This is a genomic window from Nitratiruptor sp. SB155-2 (assembly GCF_000010325.1).
GTDB lineage: Bacteria > Campylobacterota > Campylobacteria > Campylobacterales > Nitratiruptoraceae > Nitratiruptor.
The window spans coordinates 192191-210586 of sequence record NC_009662.1; the positions used below are offsets into that span (position 1 = coordinate 192191).

The 18396-nt window shown below is 38.4% G+C and carries 13 protein-coding genes and 5 tRNA genes; 9 read left to right on the forward strand and 9 right to left on the reverse strand.

All coding sequences use genetic code 11. The features are described from left to right. Nucleotides 1-3 precede the first annotated feature (3 nt). The 3 genes from NIS_RS09920 to NIS_RS01045 are packed head-to-tail and all read right to left on the reverse strand — an operon-like array spanning nt 4 to nt 6205. Nucleotides 4-3027 (reverse strand): protein kinase domain-containing protein, encoded by a 3024-nt coding sequence (locus tag NIS_RS09920; protein WP_012081570.1) that lies wholly within the window; start codon nt 3025-3027, stop codon nt 4-6. An 8-nt stretch (nt 3028-3035) separates the two neighbouring features. Then, nucleotides 3036-4787, reverse strand: coding sequence for an AAA family ATPase (locus tag NIS_RS01040; RefSeq protein WP_012081571.1), 1752 nt, complete (start codon nt 4785-4787; stop codon nt 3036-3038). After that, nucleotides 4784-6205 carry a mannose-1-phosphate guanylyltransferase/mannose-6-phosphate isomerase gene (locus NIS_RS01045; RefSeq protein ID WP_012081572.1) on the reverse strand — a complete coding sequence of 474 codons (1422 nt, stop codon included), beginning with the start codon at nt 6203-6205 and terminating at the stop codon, nt 4784-4786. The genes NIS_RS01040 and NIS_RS01045 overlap by 4 nt, the downstream gene beginning before the upstream one ends. A gap of 334 nt (nt 6206-6539) precedes the next feature. On the opposite strand from NIS_RS01045, the gene NIS_RS10175 reads away from it, so the two are divergent. The 8 genes from NIS_RS10175 (at nt 6540) to NIS_RS01085 (ending at nt 10657) form a co-directional block, all read left to right on the forward strand. Beyond that, nucleotides 6540-6761, forward strand: a complete 222-nt coding sequence (locus NIS_RS10175) for an integrase core domain-containing protein (protein WP_083754392.1) — start codon at nt 6540-6542, stop codon at nt 6759-6761. A gap of 43 nt (nt 6762-6804) precedes the next feature. After that, nucleotides 6805-6882, forward strand: a tRNA-Pro gene (locus NIS_RS01055). A gap of 31 nt (nt 6883-6913) precedes the next feature. Continuing rightward, nucleotides 6914-6990, forward strand: a tRNA-His gene (locus NIS_RS01060). A 58-nt stretch (nt 6991-7048) separates the two neighbouring features. Then, a tRNA-Arg gene (locus tag NIS_RS01065) sits at nt 7049-7125 on the forward strand. A gap of 21 nt (nt 7126-7146) precedes the next feature. Further along, nucleotides 7147-7223 (forward strand) — tRNA-Arg (locus tag NIS_RS01070). A 6-nt stretch (nt 7224-7229) separates the two neighbouring features. Then, nucleotides 7230-7314, forward strand: a tRNA-Leu gene (locus NIS_RS01075). Between the two features lie 280 nt (nt 7315-7594). Further along, nucleotides 7595-10129 carry a putative bifunctional diguanylate cyclase/phosphodiesterase gene (locus NIS_RS01080; RefSeq protein ID WP_012081573.1) on the forward strand — a complete coding sequence of 845 codons (2535 nt, stop codon included), beginning with the start codon at nt 7595-7597 and terminating at the stop codon, nt 10127-10129. A 42-nt stretch (nt 10130-10171) separates the two neighbouring features. Beyond that, on the forward strand, nt 10172-10657 hold the full coding sequence (locus NIS_RS01085; protein WP_012081574.1) for a DUF2726 domain-containing protein: 486 nt from the start codon (nt 10172-10174) through the stop codon (nt 10655-10657). On the opposite strand, the gene NIS_RS01090 is transcribed toward NIS_RS01085, so the two are convergent. The 4 genes from NIS_RS01090 to NIS_RS01105 are packed head-to-tail and all read right to left on the reverse strand — an operon-like array spanning nt 10614 to nt 17003. After that, nucleotides 10614-12041 (reverse strand): FAD-dependent oxidoreductase, encoded by a 1428-nt coding sequence (locus NIS_RS01090; RefSeq protein ID WP_012081575.1) that lies wholly within the window; start codon nt 12039-12041, stop codon nt 10614-10616. The genes NIS_RS01085 and NIS_RS01090 overlap by 44 nt on opposite strands. Further along, nucleotides 12038-12694: a phosphoglycolate phosphatase gene (locus NIS_RS01095; protein ID WP_012081576.1), complete on the reverse strand. Its 657-nt coding sequence runs from the start codon at nt 12692-12694 to the stop codon at nt 12038-12040. Before NIS_RS01095 ends, NIS_RS01090 begins: the two co-directional genes overlap by 4 nt. 38 nt (nt 12695-12732) lie before the next feature. After that, nucleotides 12733-15330, reverse strand: coding sequence for a translocation/assembly module TamB domain-containing protein (locus NIS_RS01100; protein ID WP_012081577.1), 2598 nt, complete (start codon nt 15328-15330; stop codon nt 12733-12735). Beyond that, entirely contained in the window at nt 15327-17003 is a 1677-nt protein-coding gene (locus tag NIS_RS01105; protein ID WP_012081578.1) for an autotransporter assembly complex protein TamA, read from the reverse strand. The genes NIS_RS01100 and NIS_RS01105 overlap by 4 nt, the downstream gene beginning before the upstream one ends. A 17-nt stretch (nt 17004-17020) precedes the next feature. Between NIS_RS01105 and NIS_RS01110 the strand changes: the two genes are divergently transcribed. Then, entirely contained in the window at nt 17021-17440 is a 420-nt protein-coding gene (locus NIS_RS01110; protein ID WP_012081579.1) for a hypothetical protein, read from the forward strand. Here the strand turns inward: NIS_RS01110 and NIS_RS01115 are convergent. Together NIS_RS01115 and hemJ are read right to left on the reverse strand one after the other, a co-directional pair. Continuing rightward, nucleotides 17412-17903, reverse strand: a complete 492-nt coding sequence (locus NIS_RS01115) for a hypothetical protein (protein ID WP_012081580.1) — start codon at nt 17901-17903, stop codon at nt 17412-17414. The genes NIS_RS01110 and NIS_RS01115 overlap by 29 nt on opposite strands. Nucleotides 17904-17937: 34 nt before the next feature. Next, nucleotides 17938-18372, reverse strand: a complete 435-nt coding sequence (gene hemJ, locus NIS_RS01120) for a protoporphyrinogen oxidase HemJ (protein ID WP_012081581.1) — start codon at nt 18370-18372, stop codon at nt 17938-17940. Between the last annotated feature and the right edge of the window lie 24 nt (nt 18373-18396).

Sequence of the window (18396 nt, forward strand, 5' to 3'; positions counted from 1 at the left end):
GCCTTAAAAAATCTTGGCTAAAAGTGAGCCAAGAGTTAAGCCAAATCTTCTAAAACGTTTTGCTTTAGACGCTGGAATATTTTTCTCTTTCCACAGCTTTGCTTCTTCGATATCAAATCCTGCCCTCTTCCACTCTTTGGCTTCTTCCAAACCAAAACCGTTGTCGAGCCACGTAAAAAGTTCGTTGATACTAAAACCGTCATCTGTCATATTCTTTGCGATATTTGGTAAAAATCCTGCATTTTTCCATTGCATGGCCGATTGGACATCAAAGCCATATTCGATCCATTTTTTGGCTTCATATGGCAAAAATCCCTCTGTTCTCCATGATTGCGCTTGAAGTGCATCAAAACCAAGCTGATACCACATTTTTGCTTCGTATAGTGAAAAACCGTTTTTCAACCACGATAAAAACTCTTTGACACTAAATCCCTCTTTTTTGATTTGATCAATGGTGTCAATGAGATTGGATGACCAGATGTGGAGTTTTCCGTCTACTGTTCCAGCGCAAAGATGATCGCCTTTTGGATGGTATGCCAATGATACGATATCGTATGCATTGAGTACAATCGTACTAATCCTTGTTTGTTCATGAAGATTCCATATTTCGATGGTATTGCCTTGTCGAACGGCCAATACATCTTCCTGCATCGGAGCTATTTCCATAAATTCGCTATCTTCCAATGTATCTGAAAACTGTGTAATTCTTACACCAGTTTCTGTATCCCATATAGTTATAATGCTATTTTCACCTGCTGTTGCGAGGAGCGTACCATCTGGATGGAAAGCGATTGCTTTGATGCTAAAACCGTGTCTGAAAAGAGATATTTTTTCTCCGTTGCGATAATCCCAAAGGATGACATAACCATCTTCAGAGCCACTGGCAAGAATATTTTTGTTTGGATGGAATGCTACTGCATGCACACTGGCGGTATGGTCATTAAAAAAAGCTTTTGCTTCTTTGGTCTGCATCTGCCAAATAATAACTTCACCGCCTTCTGTTCCGCAAGCAAGGAGTGAGCCATCATGATTGAAATCGATGCTGTTAATATAGCTTTTGCTGTCATTGAGAGTGGCAATCGTCTTTTGCGTCTCGATATCCCAAACGCGGATTTGCATATCCCAGCTGCCACTGGCTAATATATTTTTGCTGGGATGGAATGAGACACACGTGACATAGCTTTGATGCCCTTGTAATGTTGCAAGATGCTTTTTTGTTTCCACATTCCATAAGCAAATGGTTTTATCTTTACTGGCACTTGCCAGTGTTTTTCCTTGCTGATCGAACGAGACGCACTGCACATAGTCTGTATGCCATTCCAAAATGGCAAGCTCTTGATAAGAGCGAGAGTTCCATAGCCGCACGGCATAATCATTGCCTCCGGAAGCAAGGATGATGCCTTCTGGATCGTAAGAGAGACTCTTGAGCGCTCCATTATGTGCTTTTTTTCTCTGCAAAAGAGCGTAAAAATGTTTTTTTAGCAGTTTTATCTCATCAAACGAAAGTCCTTCCAGTCGGGCAATTTTGGCTTCTTGGGGTGTCAAATTGGCGTCTTGTTTGAGCAAGAGAGCTTCACGTTCCATAAAACCGGAATTTTTCCACTCTAATGCTTCTTGTGGCGTAAAACCGACTTCACGCCAAATTTGTGCACTTTTGTCATCAAAGGCTTCCCAGCCTCTATATTTTTGAGGATGTTCGCTTTCTTGCAGACATTTATTTTCTACAAGTTGTTCTTTTTGTAAAAATTGATCAATCTCTGTTGCTCCCCAACGTTTGGTGCTATCTTTTTGCAAAAGGCCTTGGAGCACAGTTTTGATTTTGGCATCGTCTGTTTCGATTGCTATCGGTTCATCAGAAACAATCTTTGAAAGAATCCTGTTGAGATCCTCTTCTTCAAAGGGCTCTTTTCCGAAGTAAAGCAGATATAAAATCATTCCAAGTGACCAGTAGTCACTTTTTTTGTTGTATTCATTGGAGAAGGTCTCAGGGGCTGAGTATTTATATGTTCCTTTGAAATTTTTGGTAAAAACAGTAGATTCTTCGATACTTTTTGCAATACCAAAATCGCACAGCACCACCTCGAACCAGTCTCTTAGCAAAATATTGGAAGGTTTGAGGTCACGGTGATAGATGTTGTGGCTGTGAAGGACTTTTAAAGCTTCATTGACCTGTTGCAAGAAATCAAAAAAAGTCTCTTTTTGGGAAAAGCGTTTTTTGTACTCATCTTTTTGCAAAAGTTCTGCGATACTGCCCAATTTGCAGTATTCATATATTTCGTAAAAATTACCTTCTGTTTCACCATAATCGATGAGCCGAACGAGATGTTGAGGGTGTTCGAGAGTGAGTTGTTTAATATTTTTTACCAAATTCAAATCAGGAAGCATATGCAAGCGATAAATTTTGAGGACATAGTGCTGTCCTTCTTTTTGTACTAGATAGGTATCCGATTCACCTCCGGATGAGAGATGTTTGAGGATATCGTAACCCGCTACCTGTTTGGGGGCTTGGGTGAGGGCATGTGGTTTTGCGACTGCGACGGTTTTATTGATTGTCTTATCGTCTAAAATAGCTTCTTTTTCTGTTTTGTCGCTAATGAAATGTTCTTTGACCGTTGTATCGCTTTGCGGGTTAAACTGGACAGTGAAAAAGATTTTTTGAGCCAAAGAGAGGATGTCATTTTGCTGTAATGGATACTTTTTGTTTGGGATGAGCTTTTGTCCATTCAGATAGGTTCCGTTAGTGCTGTTGAGGTCTTGAATATACCATTGGCCATTTTCATTGAAGATCTTAGCATGTTTTCTTGAGATTCCTTTATCGGTAAAGTGGGATTTTGCGATCCCTTCTCTTCCTAAAACCGTCGGTTTTATGATAGTGATAGAGAAATCCTGTGATACTAACACAAGGGGTGTTTGTATTGGCTTTTCTTCGCTGATTGCAACTGAAGAGATATCGTATGAGCAATTTTTGCAAAGAAGTGCATTTGGCTCATTTTTTGTTCCACAAACAGGACAGATTTTATATGCCATCTCTTCCCTTAGGCTACGGTGCCATGTAGATGCCACCAATGATTTCGTGCCTCACACTTTTCTATCAATATGGTTTGACCATATTGAATATTGTGTTGCAAAAGATACTCGGCTAAAGGATGGGTCAATATATCATGCAAACAGGTTTCGACCTCTTGCATACTAAAAGGATTGTACCGTTTCATGCATTCGCTGATTATCTTTTGTATGGCTGTATCATTGAGTATTATCGTAATATTTTGTATATTTTTTATCCTTACCAACACCTCTTCTATCTTTTTTTGGATCCATTTTTGTATATCATCTTTTTTAATTGGACCAAATAGTATCAATTCGCAATTGTCTAAAAGGTCGCTGTTGATATGTTGTTGCACCTGTTGCTTTGCGGCCGTGTAATAATCTGAAGTTATCTTCTCAAGAGATTGTTTTGCATCATTTACTGGAGGTGGTTCGATGCTCGTTGTGAGTATAACTATTGCCTGTGTAAAATAGAGCATCTGTTTGTCAATATTTATTCTTCCATTTTTTACCACTTGGTATACAATATTTTGGATTTGCAAAGGAACTTTTTCGATATTTTCAAACATGATGATACTGCTTGGATATTCTTGGATTATCTTTATTAGACCATGCTCACCGTGTAATAGTTTCTTAAGCGGTTCATCACTCTGAACATATTCAGATAGATTAAATAAAAAAAGCAAAGATTCACTGTTTAAAACTGTTTTTGCCAAACTTTTGCCAATCTCTTTGGGTATTTCTTTACAAGAGCTTGCAAAAAGGTAGGTCAAGCGAGGTTTATCGATTGCTTCTGGATTCTCCAGGCGATATAAATCATAAAAGGCGCATTGGAATGCTTTAACAACTTTTTCTACTGCACTATCCTGACCGAAAATTTCTTTTTGGAGGTTTTCTCGCAGGTTAGATAACAGCTCTTTTTTGTTCCAAAGAGTTTCTATTGCACCGCTTTTGTACTCTTGGATCGTTTCAAATACCTGGCTTATATGCGAGTATTTCTGTTTTGCAAGCATGAAACAGTGCAAAATATCTTTGCCATCCAATGTATTCGTATATACAGATAGAAGTTCTACAATTTCATCCTGTCTTTGGGGTAGAAGTGTTTGGAATTCCTTAAACGAGGTGATGACAGATCGTATAATCTTTTTTCGTGTTTCACTATCTGGTTTGGGAATAGAAAGAGAACGGATTTTACTGTGATTGTACCAGGGAGGAAAATCCTCTTTTTGTTCAAGGATAAAAAGCAGAAGATTAAATTTGGGGATATCATCTGTTTTGATGGGATATGCATTGAGCGAGAATCGGAAAAACCGATAAAGAAACTCATCTATCTCTTGTTGGCTGTAAAGCGTATGGATTCGAGAAGCATAGTTGAATATAACTGCACTATTTGTTTGATCTGTTTGTAAAATTTTTTCGATTATCTCGGAGGCTTCACGCAAAGAGCATGTTGCGGCCAATTTTTGGTTACTAAAATCGATCCCTTCTTGTTGTAGTTGCTCATGATTGCCTTTTAAGAGAGTAAAACCGATGCAAGGTTCGTATAAAATCACATTTTCATAGCCTACTTGGTGTAGAACGGCAGTTAAATAGTTTGGTAAAGATTGTGTTACATAGCCATATTTTTTATTAAAATAGGGATAGAAATCATATATGTTTCCATCGATTAAAAATTGTTGATAGATTGAGGTAAAACTAAGAAGTTCTTTAACCCATTTGGGTAGTTTTTCTATTGTGATCATTGTTCATCCTTGATTCTGCCGTAATCATCTTGCAATCGTACAATGTCATCTTCACCCAAATATTCGCCCACCTGTACCTCAACCACTTCCAATGGAACTTTTCCGGGATTGCTCAGTCTATGTTTTGCGCCCATGGGAATAAAGGTTGACTCGTTGCTTCGGAGTAAAAATTCTTTCTCTTCGATTTGTACAAGGGCTGTTCCTTTGACGACAACCCAGTGTTCACTTCTATGGAAGTGTTTTTGCAAGGAAAGTCTTTTCCCCGGCTTCACAACTAATGTTTTGACTTTGAAACGTTTGTCCTCGTGAAGATTGGTAAATTTCCCCCATGGCTTATATACAGTTCTTCCATACTGTACAAGTTGAGGGTTTTTATCTTTGAGCATTTTGACTATTTCTCTCACCTTTTGGGATGAACCTTTTTTGCCCACTAACAAAGCAGAAGGGGTGTCGACGATAACCAAATCATTTACTTCATTCAATGCAATAGTCTTATAGCGACCAAATACAAAATTGTTATGGGAGTTGTAAGCAAATAGATTGTTAAGTTTGGTATTTTGGTTTTTATCCTTTTCAAATACTTCATCTAAAGCATCAAAACTGCCGACATCGTTCCATTTGATTTCACTTTTGATCACTTTTATATTTGAGCTCTTTTCCATAAGAGCATAATCGATGCTAATATCTGGAATACTGAGCATATCATCACTTTTTAATCGTATAAAGTCGTCTTTTTGGGCATTTTCGAAAGCACTCTTTGCTGTTTTATAAACCGTTGGAGCATGCTTTTGAAGTTCTTGCAAGTAGACAGAGGCTTTGAACATAAACATGCCAGAATTCCACAAGTATATAGAATTACTTTTGGTGTCTTCATTGGCTTGCAGATAATTTTTGGCGGTTTGAAGGTCGGGTTTTTCTTTGAAGTGTATTACATCCAAGATTGTAGTGCTCTCTTTTTTCGCTTGTATGTAGCCATAACCAGTTTCCGGTTTTGTTGGAATGATACCGAATGTAACAAGTGCGTCATTTTGGGCTGCTTTAAGACCATATTCGATCATTTCAGCATATTTTTGTTCATTTTCGATCAAATGATCACTTGGGGTAACAAAAAGAATATCTTCTGGGGCCAAAAAAGCCCCAAAAGCAATGGCGGCTGCAGTATTGCGTCCAATGGCTTCGACAACAAAAAATGGTTCATGTCCATCGAGTCTTAATTCATGGGTTTGATCTTGTGCAAGAAAATATTGTGCTGCATTGGAAACTATGATAGTTCGGTTGCTAAAGGATCTATTGCGTAGAAGAGTCAGTTGGTAAAGTGATTTGTCATCAAACATTTTCAAAAACTGTTTTGGCATATTTTCTCGGCTAATTGGCCAGAGTCTTGTTCCATTTCCACCGCACAATATAATATTGGTCATTATAGCCCTACTTTCATATAGATATTCTGTTAAATCCAATCAACGAATGTTCATTATCTGACTCATGTTGAAGTATATTTAATATTTTCTTAATATTTCTTAATATATAGCAAAGAATTCTATGAGATGAGAGTATCATATCAAGAATAAGTTCTTCATTCTCTATACTTTTTAGAAAATGACTCAGAAGTTTGTTGTTAATTTTTTTCATATCTTCTTCACCCTTAACGTCAAGTTTACGAAAATACTTTGAAAAAGCACTCGCAGTAGCAATTCCTTCAAAATACACAAAACATACAGCATAAGGCCTTGAAGCTAATAACCTCCATTAAACATAAATGAGAGATTTAACAGAACCATCCAAGAACAGTTTATTCAATACTATGAAGATGTACTCTTTACAGACTTACAAGAATTCAATAAAAAATTAGCAAAATGGCTTATCGATTACAATACCAAAATACCACACCATTCACTTAATCTCAAATCTCCGGTACAATTCCTCCCTGAAAATCATTATGAGTGCCATATGTATTGGACTTATACACTATCTTGACAAAGAGGTCAATTTTGCCTATAATTTCAGTCCTAAAGATGAGCGGGGCGTAGCGCAGTCTGGTTAGCGCACCTGGTTTGGGACCAGGGGGTCGGGGGTTCGAATCCCTCCGCCCCGACCATTTTCAAATCTTTATTTTTTAGCACTCGACGGTGGGTGTAGCTCAGTTGGTTAGAGCACCAGATTGTGGCTCTGGGGGTCGCCGGTTCGAATCCGGTCATCCACCCCATAGGTAATGAGCCCATTGATATGTTTCTCTAAAAAGCTTTCGCCTATGGGTCGAATGTGCGCCCGTAGCTCAATTGGATAGAGCAACGGACTTCGGATCCGTAGGTTAGAGGTTCGACTCCTCTCGGGCGTGCCACTACTTATCACTGTTTATCATGCGCTCGTAGCTCAACCGGATAGAGCAACGGCCTTCTAAGCCGTAGGTTCCAGGTTCGAGTCCTGGCGGGCGTACCACTACTCGCGGGAGTGGCGGAACTGGCAGACGCGCCAGACTTAGGATCTGGTGCCGCAAGGCGTGGAGGTTCGAGTCCTCTCTCCCGCACCATCGTGCTTCCTGCAATCTTTTCTATCTATCCTTTTTATATAGTGTGTACGATTTTGTGCCTTCTTGTGCTGCTGTTTTCTTATAGGTACTATCTGCTCTTTTTTAGCTTTATTTTCCTTGGATCTCTTTTTGAACTTGTATAATAAATTGTTCTAAGAATAGACATCTTTTGATGAAATTTATTTTTATCTATCATGAAAATTTTAAGAAAATACTGGCATCATAAATATTTATATTTTTATTAAAAATAACTTACGTAAAGAATAATTAAGGAAATATAATGAAAACAATGACAGTCGGTAAGCTCTTTATTATATATGGTTTACTTATGTGTTCTATTATATTTCTAATTTATTACGAAGCTTCTAATATTTTTAAAAACTCTTTAGAAAACAAAGTTTTACAAGATACATATTCTATTGCAAATTTAACTTTTGATTCAATGTTTCAGGTGATGAAAAAGGGATGGGATCGAGAAGATTTACTAGAGTTTATGGAGAGTCTCAAATCGACACAAAAGAATTATCACATAGACATTTATAGAACAGATATCGTAGAAAGAATTTTTGGAAAAACCTATCAGCCGCCTTTTGACGATAAGATCGTTCAAGCCATTCAACAAAAAAGAGAAGTTAGCATCAAAGAAAATGGGAAAATACGCTTTATTATGCCGGTAAAAGCGCAAAATCTATGTTTGCAATGCCATATGAATGCAAAAGTGGGAGATGTGCTAGGGGTTGTTGAAGTAGTGTCCAATCTCGATCCTCTCATATCTTCTAGTACAAAAGAGTTTTCAAAAGCACTTATCGTATCTTTCCTCCTTCCTTTAGGAATTATATTTTTCATCGGGTATGTAATTACCAGAAAATTGAGAAAAGGCCTTGAAGAAATTAAAAAAGTGACACAAAGTATATCGCATATGGATGATTTAGATAAGATAAAACAGCAAAAAATAGATTTTCCTTTAAAAGAGTTCGATGAAATTTATGCCGATATCAAAGAGTTGGCAAATAGGCTTTCTAAAATTGCAATAGATAGAGAGATTTTAGAATTTGAAATCAAACTCCTTGAAAAATTTATACTCACTTCCGAAGTCGTTAAAGATTGGAAAGAGTATGTCTCGATGTTACTTATAGAGATCAATAAAGTTATTCCGATATATATGATGTTTTCCATATTTAAAGAGACAGATAGATATGAAGTTGAGATTTTTTGGATAGGGAACCCTTCTAAAAAGTTGAAACAGAAATTTGAAGAGATTATAAAGCCAAAAATTGCAGAAACATTCGCGTTGGAAAAAGATGAGTATATTGAGATGCATCATAATGTAACAAATCAAGATATGTGCATTCCAGATACTGCATTAGATGATATCGAATATAAAACCAAATCGTTATTGCTTGAAAAACCGCAAATAGGAGGTATTGTTGGGATTGGAGTTTCTCCAGAAATCAAAGAGAATCCTACAAAAATTCTTGTAGTGGAGAGTGTGCTGTCGACGCTTTTGAATGTGGTGGGCTCAGTCAAGGCTATATATAAATATACAAAGGACTTGGAGTATTACGCTACGCGAGATCCGCTTACAAATCTTTACAACCAGAGGGTTTTTTGGGAGCTTATCAGTTACGAAGAGGAAAGAGCGAAAAGACACCATTATAAGTTTTCTTTACTTGTCATTGATCTGGATAATTTCAAACTAGTCAACGATACGTATGGCCACGATTTTGGAGATGAATTTTTGAACAAAATTGCAGATTTGTTGCAAGATTGTGTGCGGCCAGGGGATATTGTTGCCAGATATGGAGGAGATGAATTTGTCATCGTTCTTCCTGAAACTGATGAGCAGGGTGCCTTTATCGTGGCAAATAGAATTTTAAAAAATGCAGAGAAATACTCTATCCATACGCCTGATGGGAAAATAATCAATCCGAGACTCTCTATAGGAGTTGCAACCTGTCCAGATCATGCAGATAACATAAAAGATCTCTTTTCCATAGCGGACCATATGATGTATAAAGCGAAATCTGCTGGAAAAGCGCAAGTTAAGCTCCCAACACAAGAGGATATTGAAGAGCTCTTCCAAGAAGAGAGTGAAATAAGTATCTTTTTAACAGAAGCTGTTAAAAACAGAGAGATCATACCTTATTTTCAGCCTATATTAAATGTGAAAACAGAAAAAGTGGAAGCGTATGAACTGTTGGCTCGTTTTAGGTATAAAGATGAACTTTTGCCTGCTGCAACGTTCATAGAAGTTGCTGAAAAAACCGGTCTCATTTTTAAGATGGATCTCATTTTATTGGAAAAAGCTTTTGAAAAAATGCAAGGAAGAAAAGAGAAGCTTTTCGTGAATCTCTCTCCTAAAGCCTTGGTGATTTCTGACTATTTCTTAAAAGTAAACCAACTTGTTAAGACGTATGGCATAGATCCAAAAAATTTGGTATTTGAAATAACGGAAAGAGATACCGTTAAGAACTTTTCCCTTTTACAAAAATTTGTCAATGAGCTTAAAAATTCTGGATTTAATTTTGCTATCGATGATTTTGGAAGTGGATTTTCGTCTTTTTACTATGTGAAACAGCTTCCTATCGATTATGTCAAAATAGAAGGCGAGTTTATCAAAAATCTTCTCGTTGATGAAAAAGATAGAGCTTTTGTCGAAAGTATTGTAACTCTTTCTAAAAAACTTGGGATCAAAACGGTTGCCGAATTTATAGAAGATGAAAGTATATTACATGCAATTCAACAATTGGAAATCGATTATGGACAAGGATACTATATCGGTAAACCTTCGCCCGAAATGGGGACAATCGATTGAAATACACTAGCACAAAAATTAAAACAAGATAAAAGGGGATTTTTGCCAGTAGATCAAATTCTTATTTTTGCTCTATTCTTATTGATACTCTTTTTCATTCTCGTCTTTTTTTGGAAAAAACCGCCGTTAAAATACAAAGCTGTTGAAAAGATATTTACACCAAGTGAGAGAAAGTTTTTTATTTATTTGCAACAAGCCATAGGGAGTGAGTATTACATTTTTGCCAAAGTGAGAGCGGCAGATGTTTTACTGCCTATCACTACGAAAGATCGAAGCAGATGGCAAAGTGCTTTTAACAAAGTTGCGTGTAAACATTTTGACTATGTACTGTGTGATGCGAAACTGGATATCGTGGCTGCTTTGGAGCTAGATGATGCATCACATTCCAGAGCCGATCGCATAGAGAGAGATCGCTTCATAGAGTGGGCCTGTAAAAGTGCAGGTGTTCCACTCATACGGGTAAAAACGGCAAAAAGCTATGATATTAAAGAGCTTCGTTCCCAGATTTTGAAGCAATGTAAGGGATAGAGAGTTTTGCCATTGCTGTTGGATAGCCTCTTTGTGCAGCGATTGTTCGAGCCAAGTGATCGATACTTTTTTCATCTAGTATCTCACCCTCTATCCGAATTCCTTGGGATGTATGAGGCAGGGCTTGCAATTTGATGAGTTTTTGGACGATGGCATCGGCCATGGTGAAAATGGATGAGACTTTGACGATTTCACATCTTGCATACCTGTCCCCTTCAAAAGAGATTTCTGCAGCTCTTAAACTCAAATCCCTTCCGGGGACTTGCTGGGCTCCAAAAAGTGGCGTACTAGTGGGCAGCGCTTTGGAAAACGGAGGAATGTAGCGACTGACATACCAGATGGCTTTTTTGGTCCGTTCATATGCAAGCTCGGGATCAAAACCCTTTTCGATGAAGTCGACATATTTTTGAGGCAATTTTGGTTGGCTTGAGGGAGGTTCACTCTTTGCCACACCGTCTCTGAAAAGAGTGATATCTTTTCGCATACCGTGAAGCTGATAGTATCCTGCTGGATATGGGGTAAACTGTGCCATTCCTTTGTCTGTTCCTCGTATACCGTGAAAAATTATCTCTGGATAGAGATATTCGCTATGATATTTTGCAATATATGCAGCTTTGAACTCGACAAGTCTTTCACGGTAATACCCTAAAAAGTCGTCGATGATACCGCTTTCAAAACCGGCTGCATTGATCAAGATATCAAAAAACTCCTCTTTCATCCCATGATTGTTTTGAGAAACGACAATAAATCCATCCCCATTTTCCTTCACATCTACGACTTTCGAGCTAAGACGCAGATCGGCATTTGCAAGTTGAAGTTCGGCAATGGCGCTGAGGCGGAAGATGTTGATACCATACTCTTGTACTAAAATGACAGGAGATTTGAGCTTTTCGAGGTCCACTTCATTGGCAAAAGGAATGAGCCACTCTTTTGGTGTTTGGGGAATCTTTCTGGGCTTTTGGCCTCGCAGTGCCAAAACATCTGCTTTTGAAAAAGTCAAAAAGTAGTTTTCTGGTTTACCTAACACCTCATTTGCTGGATCGGACTGGATAAGTTCCTGATAAAAATGAGCCAGTTGTTTCGTGCGGTCTATCAACTCATCGATATCGATAGGTATATCTTTAGGTACAGCCAAAAGCGTTGGTCGTTTCTCGATGGCTTGAGGATAGAAACGCAAAAATTCGATCGATTCTCGTAAGAGCTGCTTTCTTTGTTCATCGCTGATATCTGGATAGAGATTACCGCCTGCATGGAGATGGCACGCCGGTGGCCCTGAGATTAAACGAGTTTTCTTTTCAAAAAGTGTACATTCAATCCCCAGTCTCCCCAGATAGATTGCGGTACTTGCTCCTGCTACACCGCCACCGATAATCGCTACTTTCATACCAGTCTCTCCAGCTCTGTAAAATCTTTGATGATATAATCTGGTTGATAGATCGTTAGTGGTTCGTCGTAGTTATAGCCCCAGTCTACGGCAACAACCGGAATATCAGCCTTTTTGGCGGCTATAATATCGTTTTTGCTGTCTCCCACCATGAGAGAATTTTTTGGATTGCAAGAGAGTCTTTCACAGGCATGCAAAAGAGGCTTTGGGTGTGGTTTTTTCTCTGGCAGTGAATCGCCTCCCAAGATAAGCGAGAAATAGTTGTCGATGCCAAAAGACTCTAAAATAGGTCTAGCAAAGCGATACGGCTTATTGGTAATGATGGCAAGCGGGTACTTCGTATGCAGTTGTGACAGAGTCTCTTTGACTCTTGGATAGAGTGTCGTTTTGTTGCAAAGGTTGTTTTCATACTTTTCAAAAAAGATCTGTAATGCTTTTTGAAAAAGTGCATTATCTATATTTTTGGGTTCACTTGAACCACTGAGGGCTCTTTTGACAAGCATCGTCGCGCCATTCCCTACCCAGGTTCGGATCTGATGTTCTTGAAAAGGCTTTTTCCCAAGTTGAATAAGCATAGCATTGAGTGCATCTGCAAGATCTGGGACACTGTCGATGAGCGTTCCATCTAAATCAAAAAATATCGCCTCTTTCACATCCCCTCCAAATTTTTTCCAAATTGTAGCAAAGAATATTACTTAATTTTTCTATAAAATAGATGGGCTCCACTTTTTTGTGGACCAAACTCGATATCTCCTTCAAAATGGTCATTGATTTGATATCGGATGATGATGGTAGAAGCCTCATCATTCTTGTAAAGAATTGTGATTTTGTCACTCAATTTTTTTCCGATTTCAAATCCGATTCTGTTTTTTGATGTAATGAGTGAGAGTGAATCCGGTTGAATTGAGAAAGTGCCAAGAAGATCTTTTATAAAGAGATTGGAAAAAAGCGCGCTCAGCTTTGGTGCTCCAAGTGCTGAAGAAACCAAAGAGCCGCTTTTGCCCCCAAACGCAAGTAGGGCTAATATATCGTTAGTTGGCAGTGGTGGTTCGCTGTCAAAATGGAGCATCGGATTTTCTGTGTCTCCGTTGATAGTGATGAATATGCGATACCCTTTTTTTTCAGTTTTTAGATAGAGTTCGAGCATCGGAGAAGTTGGAGGACCGTAGAAGTTAAGCTGTGACGGCAAGATAAGAAATTTTGAATTGATCGTTTCATACAATCCTTTCAAAATTTTTACAGTGCCTAACACTTGAAGATCTTTTTGATACTCCTTATAAAGCATCAGGTCCGGTTGAAACCAGACATCGAGTTCACGTATCTTGTATCGCAACCTCTTTTTGGAATGGATCCTGATGGCTAAGGCTATGTGATCTTTGAAAAAGTTGGACCGGCTTTGTAGCTGTTCATCGAGGATGATAATATCTTTGTCGCTGATGGTCCGAACCTTTTTAGGCATATACGTGATAGTGGCCGAATCAAGTGTGACAGTTCCTTCTACATCGAAGTTGGTATTGTGAATGGTGGTATGAAGGTCGATTGCGGCGATGGCTTCGCCTTCGATGTTCGAGTATCGATATGCATCGGAATGGATGGAAATGGTTCCGCTTTTTTTAGCGATATCGTATCTCCCTTGTGCAAGAATGGAATCGTCAATCCAAAAGCTTTTGATCAAAAATGTTTGATTCTTTTTGATAAGTACCGATGGCTTTGTGGCATACACCCCGTGTCCTTTGATGACAAGGGCATAATAATCAAGAATGATTTTTTGCATATTGCCATGAAATTTTGCTTCGAAAAACTGAATATTGTTCAAAAAGGGTTTCTTTTTGGGGTGGATGGTTATCTTGGCTTCATACTTTTTTTTACGAAAATCGTATGTACCGCTGCATGTGCAGGGTACATCCTCTATAATGGGAATATCGGGATAAAAGGTCTTGAGAAGAGTAGTCGCTTTTTGTAGTGATTTGGATGCTGCTTGGAAGCTGATGGAGGATTGCTTTTTTGCAAATTGGATAGAAGTATCGTCAAACCGGATCGTTCCGTGATCCTTTTTAAATGATAGGTGAAAGATGTTGTTGTGAATGGTGAATGTTTTTTGGGATAGATTTGCATGCATGGAAGTTTTTGGCAGTTTTGATAATCGAAAGGGTGGTATATCTTTGAAAAAACGCAAGTTCGCTTCAATCGTTTCCCCTCTCCAACGACCCTCCGTCTGGAAGTAGTTGGAAAGTATATGAAAATTTCCCTTTTGTTCTTCACCTTTTGCTTTCAGTGCTACGGTAGCATCTTTTGGTATTTGAGGAAGTTTCACGACAGAGTAGAGCTGCAGTGGCGCTACATCGATGGAGAAGGTTTTGTCACTGTTCAGATTCGCTGTAATATGGAAAATGGAATTTCTCAAGAGAATTGCATGATGTTTCAAAGATCCGTTGGCTTCGAAATCGAAAGTTTGATAGCTTGTGTAGTCTATTTCTGGAAGGAAAGGTTTGTTGTGCAAACGGCCTTTTGCACTGTAGTGTAGATTCCCATCAAAGAGTATTTTTGCGGTTATGTTTGTATCTGCCAAGTTGTTATGGAGTGATGCTTTGATGGAAGCGTGAATTTTTTTGTAGTCATACACTCCTTTTGCTTTGATATTCTTTGCAAGAAATGATTGATAATGAACCTTTTGGCATGAGGCTTCGAAATCGACTTTTTTGGCAGAAATCATCAGCTTAAATGGGACAGTTGTGCTAACGACATCAGGATAAAGATTCTGTTTGGGATGTAATATCCCTTGTAGATTGACTTTCCCTTTTTTATAGATACCATTCGATTGTAATGTACCATAGGGCGTTTTTGCAAAAAGTCTATCGATGGTAGCTGTAGGAGGAGTAATATCATGCAGCTTTGCTGTTAGTTTATAGCCGTTTTTATAATATGCCGAGACAAAAGCTTTTTTTATCACGATACCTATAATGTTTTTGGATCCACCTTTGCTTTGTATGTTTTTGACAGTTTCTATAGCAAGTCCATTCACCTTTAAGTTATTGACAACCAAAATACCTTGTAAGAGAGGCAGATACTCAAACTCGATATCGGCTTTTTGAAAAAGAGGTTTGTGATGGTAGCGGCATTTTTGTATGGATAGATGGTGGAAAGATTCAAATCTGATATGACAAGAAAATCCGTTTTTTTGCAAAAGATTTTTGAGACTTTTTTGCAGGTAAAGGCTTTCCGTCTCTGCTACGAGCAAAGCCATAACAAGAAAAAGAGTGAACTGCAATAGAGAGAAAAGGGCTTTCAAAAGCTCTCTCCTATAAGGATGAAAAAACTGTTTTGGCTGATATTTTTGGGATCGATCCCGAAATATGCTTTGATATTACCAATAGGTGTAGGATAGATTGCTCCCAATCCGACACCATCTACGTATCTGTCTATCGTAAAACTTTTTCGAGAAAGATAGACTCTGTCCCAAAAGAGTGCTCCCAGGACATTTTTAAAAACCGGTTTTCGAAATTCAACAGTGGTTTGTAGAAGCGATTTTCCTCCAATATCGCAACTGCTATCCAATGCATGAATGGATCGGTAGCTATATGCCCTGTTGCTAGAAGAACCTCCTGCATAAAAATAGATAGATGGAGGGAGGTTGCCATTTGCGATAAGAAGCTGGCCAAATTTTGCTTTTGCATAGAGTTGTACTGATTCTAAGGGATAATACCATCCAAATGTAGTTTCTGTTTTTAAAAAGTTGCTGTTCGAGAAGGCTTTGAGAGAACTTTGTGCTTTGAGCGAAAGAAACCAACCTTTGGTCGGATCGATTTTTGAATCTCTTCGATCGAGAAAGAAGGTTATAGAAGGGTACAATAGTGTATAGTATCCATTACCTATACATGATTGTGTGCTTGTTACTCTCTCTTTGCGCAGCGTCAAACCAAAAGAGTAGGAAGAAAAAAAGTTTTTTTTGATCAATTTTGAGTTGATTTGAACCGAATCTGTCTGGAATGTGTCATATCTGTCTTTTGCGAGAGAGAGTCTATTGGTAATATCGTAATCGTTATCAAAAAGTGTGATGGATGGGTAAAAATCTTGGAAGCTGAGCTCTTTTTTGATGTCGGAATAGGTGAGAGTGATAGATGGCTGATGAAGGTGAAAATTGGTGTTTTTGTAAAAGAGGTTTATCAATGCACCTCTGTCGGTCTCAAAACCGATTCCCGCTTTGTAAATATTTTTTTTCTTTCGCTCTTTGAGATTGATATCCAAAAGGATGTGATTGTCTATCTTTTTGGAGTAGTCGATAAGAATGGATCGAAAATAGCCCAAGGAGTAGAGCTCTTTGTAACTCTCATCAACTCTTTCGAGACTAAACGGTTGACCTGGCTTGAAAAAGATATGATCTTGCACCACTTTTTTGGGAATGGTAGATTGTATTTGGATAGAGCCGATATCACATATTTGACCTTTTTTCAGATAAAGAACGATATAGGCGATTCTGTTTTTTTTGTAGATATAGGCTTTCGCATTCAATTCATAAGAGCAGTATCCTTTTTGTAAAAGAGCTTTTTTGATATCTTTTTTCATTTGGACAAAAGCGGGAACTATAAAACGGTCCCCTGTGTGGAAAGGAATAAGATGTTTGATGGGGAAATCACTCGTTACAGAGATTGCTGCAATTTTGATAGGTTCGTTTTCATCAATCATGAAAATAACACTATCGTTTTGAAACTTCGTATCGATAGAGACATCGAAAAAACCCTGTTCTTGATAAAAGAGTTTCAACTCTTCCAGTAATGAGGGGAGGAGTCGTGCTTCCACTTTGGGACGTAACTTTTTGAATAGAAGTTTTTGGCTGAGACTCTTTTCAAAACCAAGCTCATGGAAGAGTCTCTCTTTGTCAAAAGTCTGATTACCCTGAAAATCTATCCAGACCTGTGCTGCAAAAAGTGGAATACAAAGAAGTGTCACTATGAATAGTCGCATTTTGGTATTATATACAAATGCAAAAGCAAATCATCGATTTTTTACAATCTCAGCATCTTTTGAGCCTCTGCGTCGAGGGTCCTTACGCCGCGAGCTGCTTCTATGTATTTGATCAAACCAATCTCTCTTTGATTTTTGCAAGTAGCAAAGAGACTTTTCATATGCGTCAGATTCTGAAAAATTCAAGAGTAAGTGGTACCATTGCATTATGTGAAAAAAAAATTCATAAAATCCAGGGTGTACAGTTCATAGGCGATGTGAGGGAAGCTGCGCAGAGCGAGCGCAAACAGTACTTTCAAGCCTTCCCTGTTGCCAAAGCGATTGAGAGTAGCTACTGGGCTATAGATCTTGTATGGGTGAAGATGACGGACAATACCCTTGGCTTCAAAACAAAAATCGTATGGGGTGTCAATCCTTTTGAACAAGACGGTCTATGACATACTGTTCAAATTTGTGCTTTGGTATCTCTTTGTCGATCGCTTCTTTATATATTTGAGCAACCTCTTCGGCATATTTCTCATAAGGAAAGTGGGGTAGATATTTCTGCCAGGCCTCTTTGATAAGTCTTCTTGCGGCCTCTTCTTTGATCCTTTCTTCAAATATTTTGTAGGTTCCAAAAAAAAGGAGTGTGAACAGTATCGCTAAAATGATGGATACATGACAGTCGAGTGATTTTAAAAATCCATGGAAAAGAAGTGCCAATGGAATGATGATGAGGTTCCAGATGATAAAGTAGACCAGATAGAGTTTGAGCCTGCAAAACTTGACCCCCGGAATCATCTTGATATCAAGATTGTCCACGACAATTCGGTTCGCCTCCATCAATTCTCGAAAACGTAATGGGTATTTCGGTTTTTGAAAGGTATAGTCGATAATCTTTTGTACTATGGATTCAAACATGGAGTTTCCTTTGATAGACCAAGTATACCAAATCCTAAAAAGGTTTGACGATAACCATGATGACAATGATGATCATCAAAAGAGTAGGAACCTCGTTGTAGATCCGAAAAAACTTCCCATTTTTCTCGCACCGACCCTCTTTGAACCGTATAAGAAAATAGCGCAACGAGAAGTGATATATGATCAGTAAAAGTGCAGCTGTCAGTTTGATATGAAGCCACAGTCCGGTATGGAAAAGTTCTGGTGCCATCGCAAGCATTGCCGCTCCACTCAGTACCGATGCCCATAGAGCCGGAACTCCTATGAAATAGTAGAGTTTATGCTCTTGTATTTTGACGACCTGCACAAAACCTTCGTTGTTTTTATGTTCTGCATGGTAAACAAAGAGTCTTGGAAGGTAAAAAAGCATCGCCATCCAACTAATGACACTGATAACATGGAACGCTTTGATCCAGAGATAGGCGCTCATACATCTCCTTTTTGAGCGATTATA

Bases quoted from the DNA above. Each gene is read 5' to 3' on its own strand.
- NIS_RS01090 (WP_012081575.1), bottom strand. From the start codon at position 12,041: ATGAAAGTAGCGATTATCGGTGGCGGTGTAGCAGGAGCAAGTACCGCA.
- NIS_RS01045 (WP_012081572.1), bottom strand. From the start codon at position 6,205: ATGACCAATATTATATTGTGCGGTGGAAATGGAACAAGACTCTGGCCA.
- NIS_RS09920 (WP_012081570.1), bottom strand. From the start codon at position 3,027: ATGGCATATAAAATCTGTCCTGTTTGTGGAACAAAAAATGAGCCAAAT.
- NIS_RS01110 (WP_012081579.1), top strand. From the start codon at position 17,021: ATGCAAAAGCAAATCATCGATTTTTTACAATCTCAGCATCTTTTGAGC.
- hemJ (WP_012081581.1), bottom strand. From the start codon at position 18,372: ATGAGCGCCTATCTCTGGATCAAAGCGTTCCATGTTATCAGTGTCATT.
- NIS_RS01040 (WP_012081571.1), bottom strand. From the start codon at position 4,787: ATGATCACAATAGAAAAACTACCCAAATGGGTTAAAGAACTTCTTAGT.
- NIS_RS01105 (WP_012081578.1), bottom strand. From the start codon at position 17,003: ATGCGACTATTCATAGTGACACTTCTTTGTATTCCACTTTTTGCAGCA.
- NIS_RS01080 (WP_012081573.1), top strand. From the start codon at position 7,595: ATGAAAACAATGACAGTCGGTAAGCTCTTTATTATATATGGTTTACTT.
- NIS_RS01115 (WP_012081580.1), bottom strand. From the start codon at position 17,903: ATGTTTGAATCCATAGTACAAAAGATTATCGACTATACCTTTCAAAAA.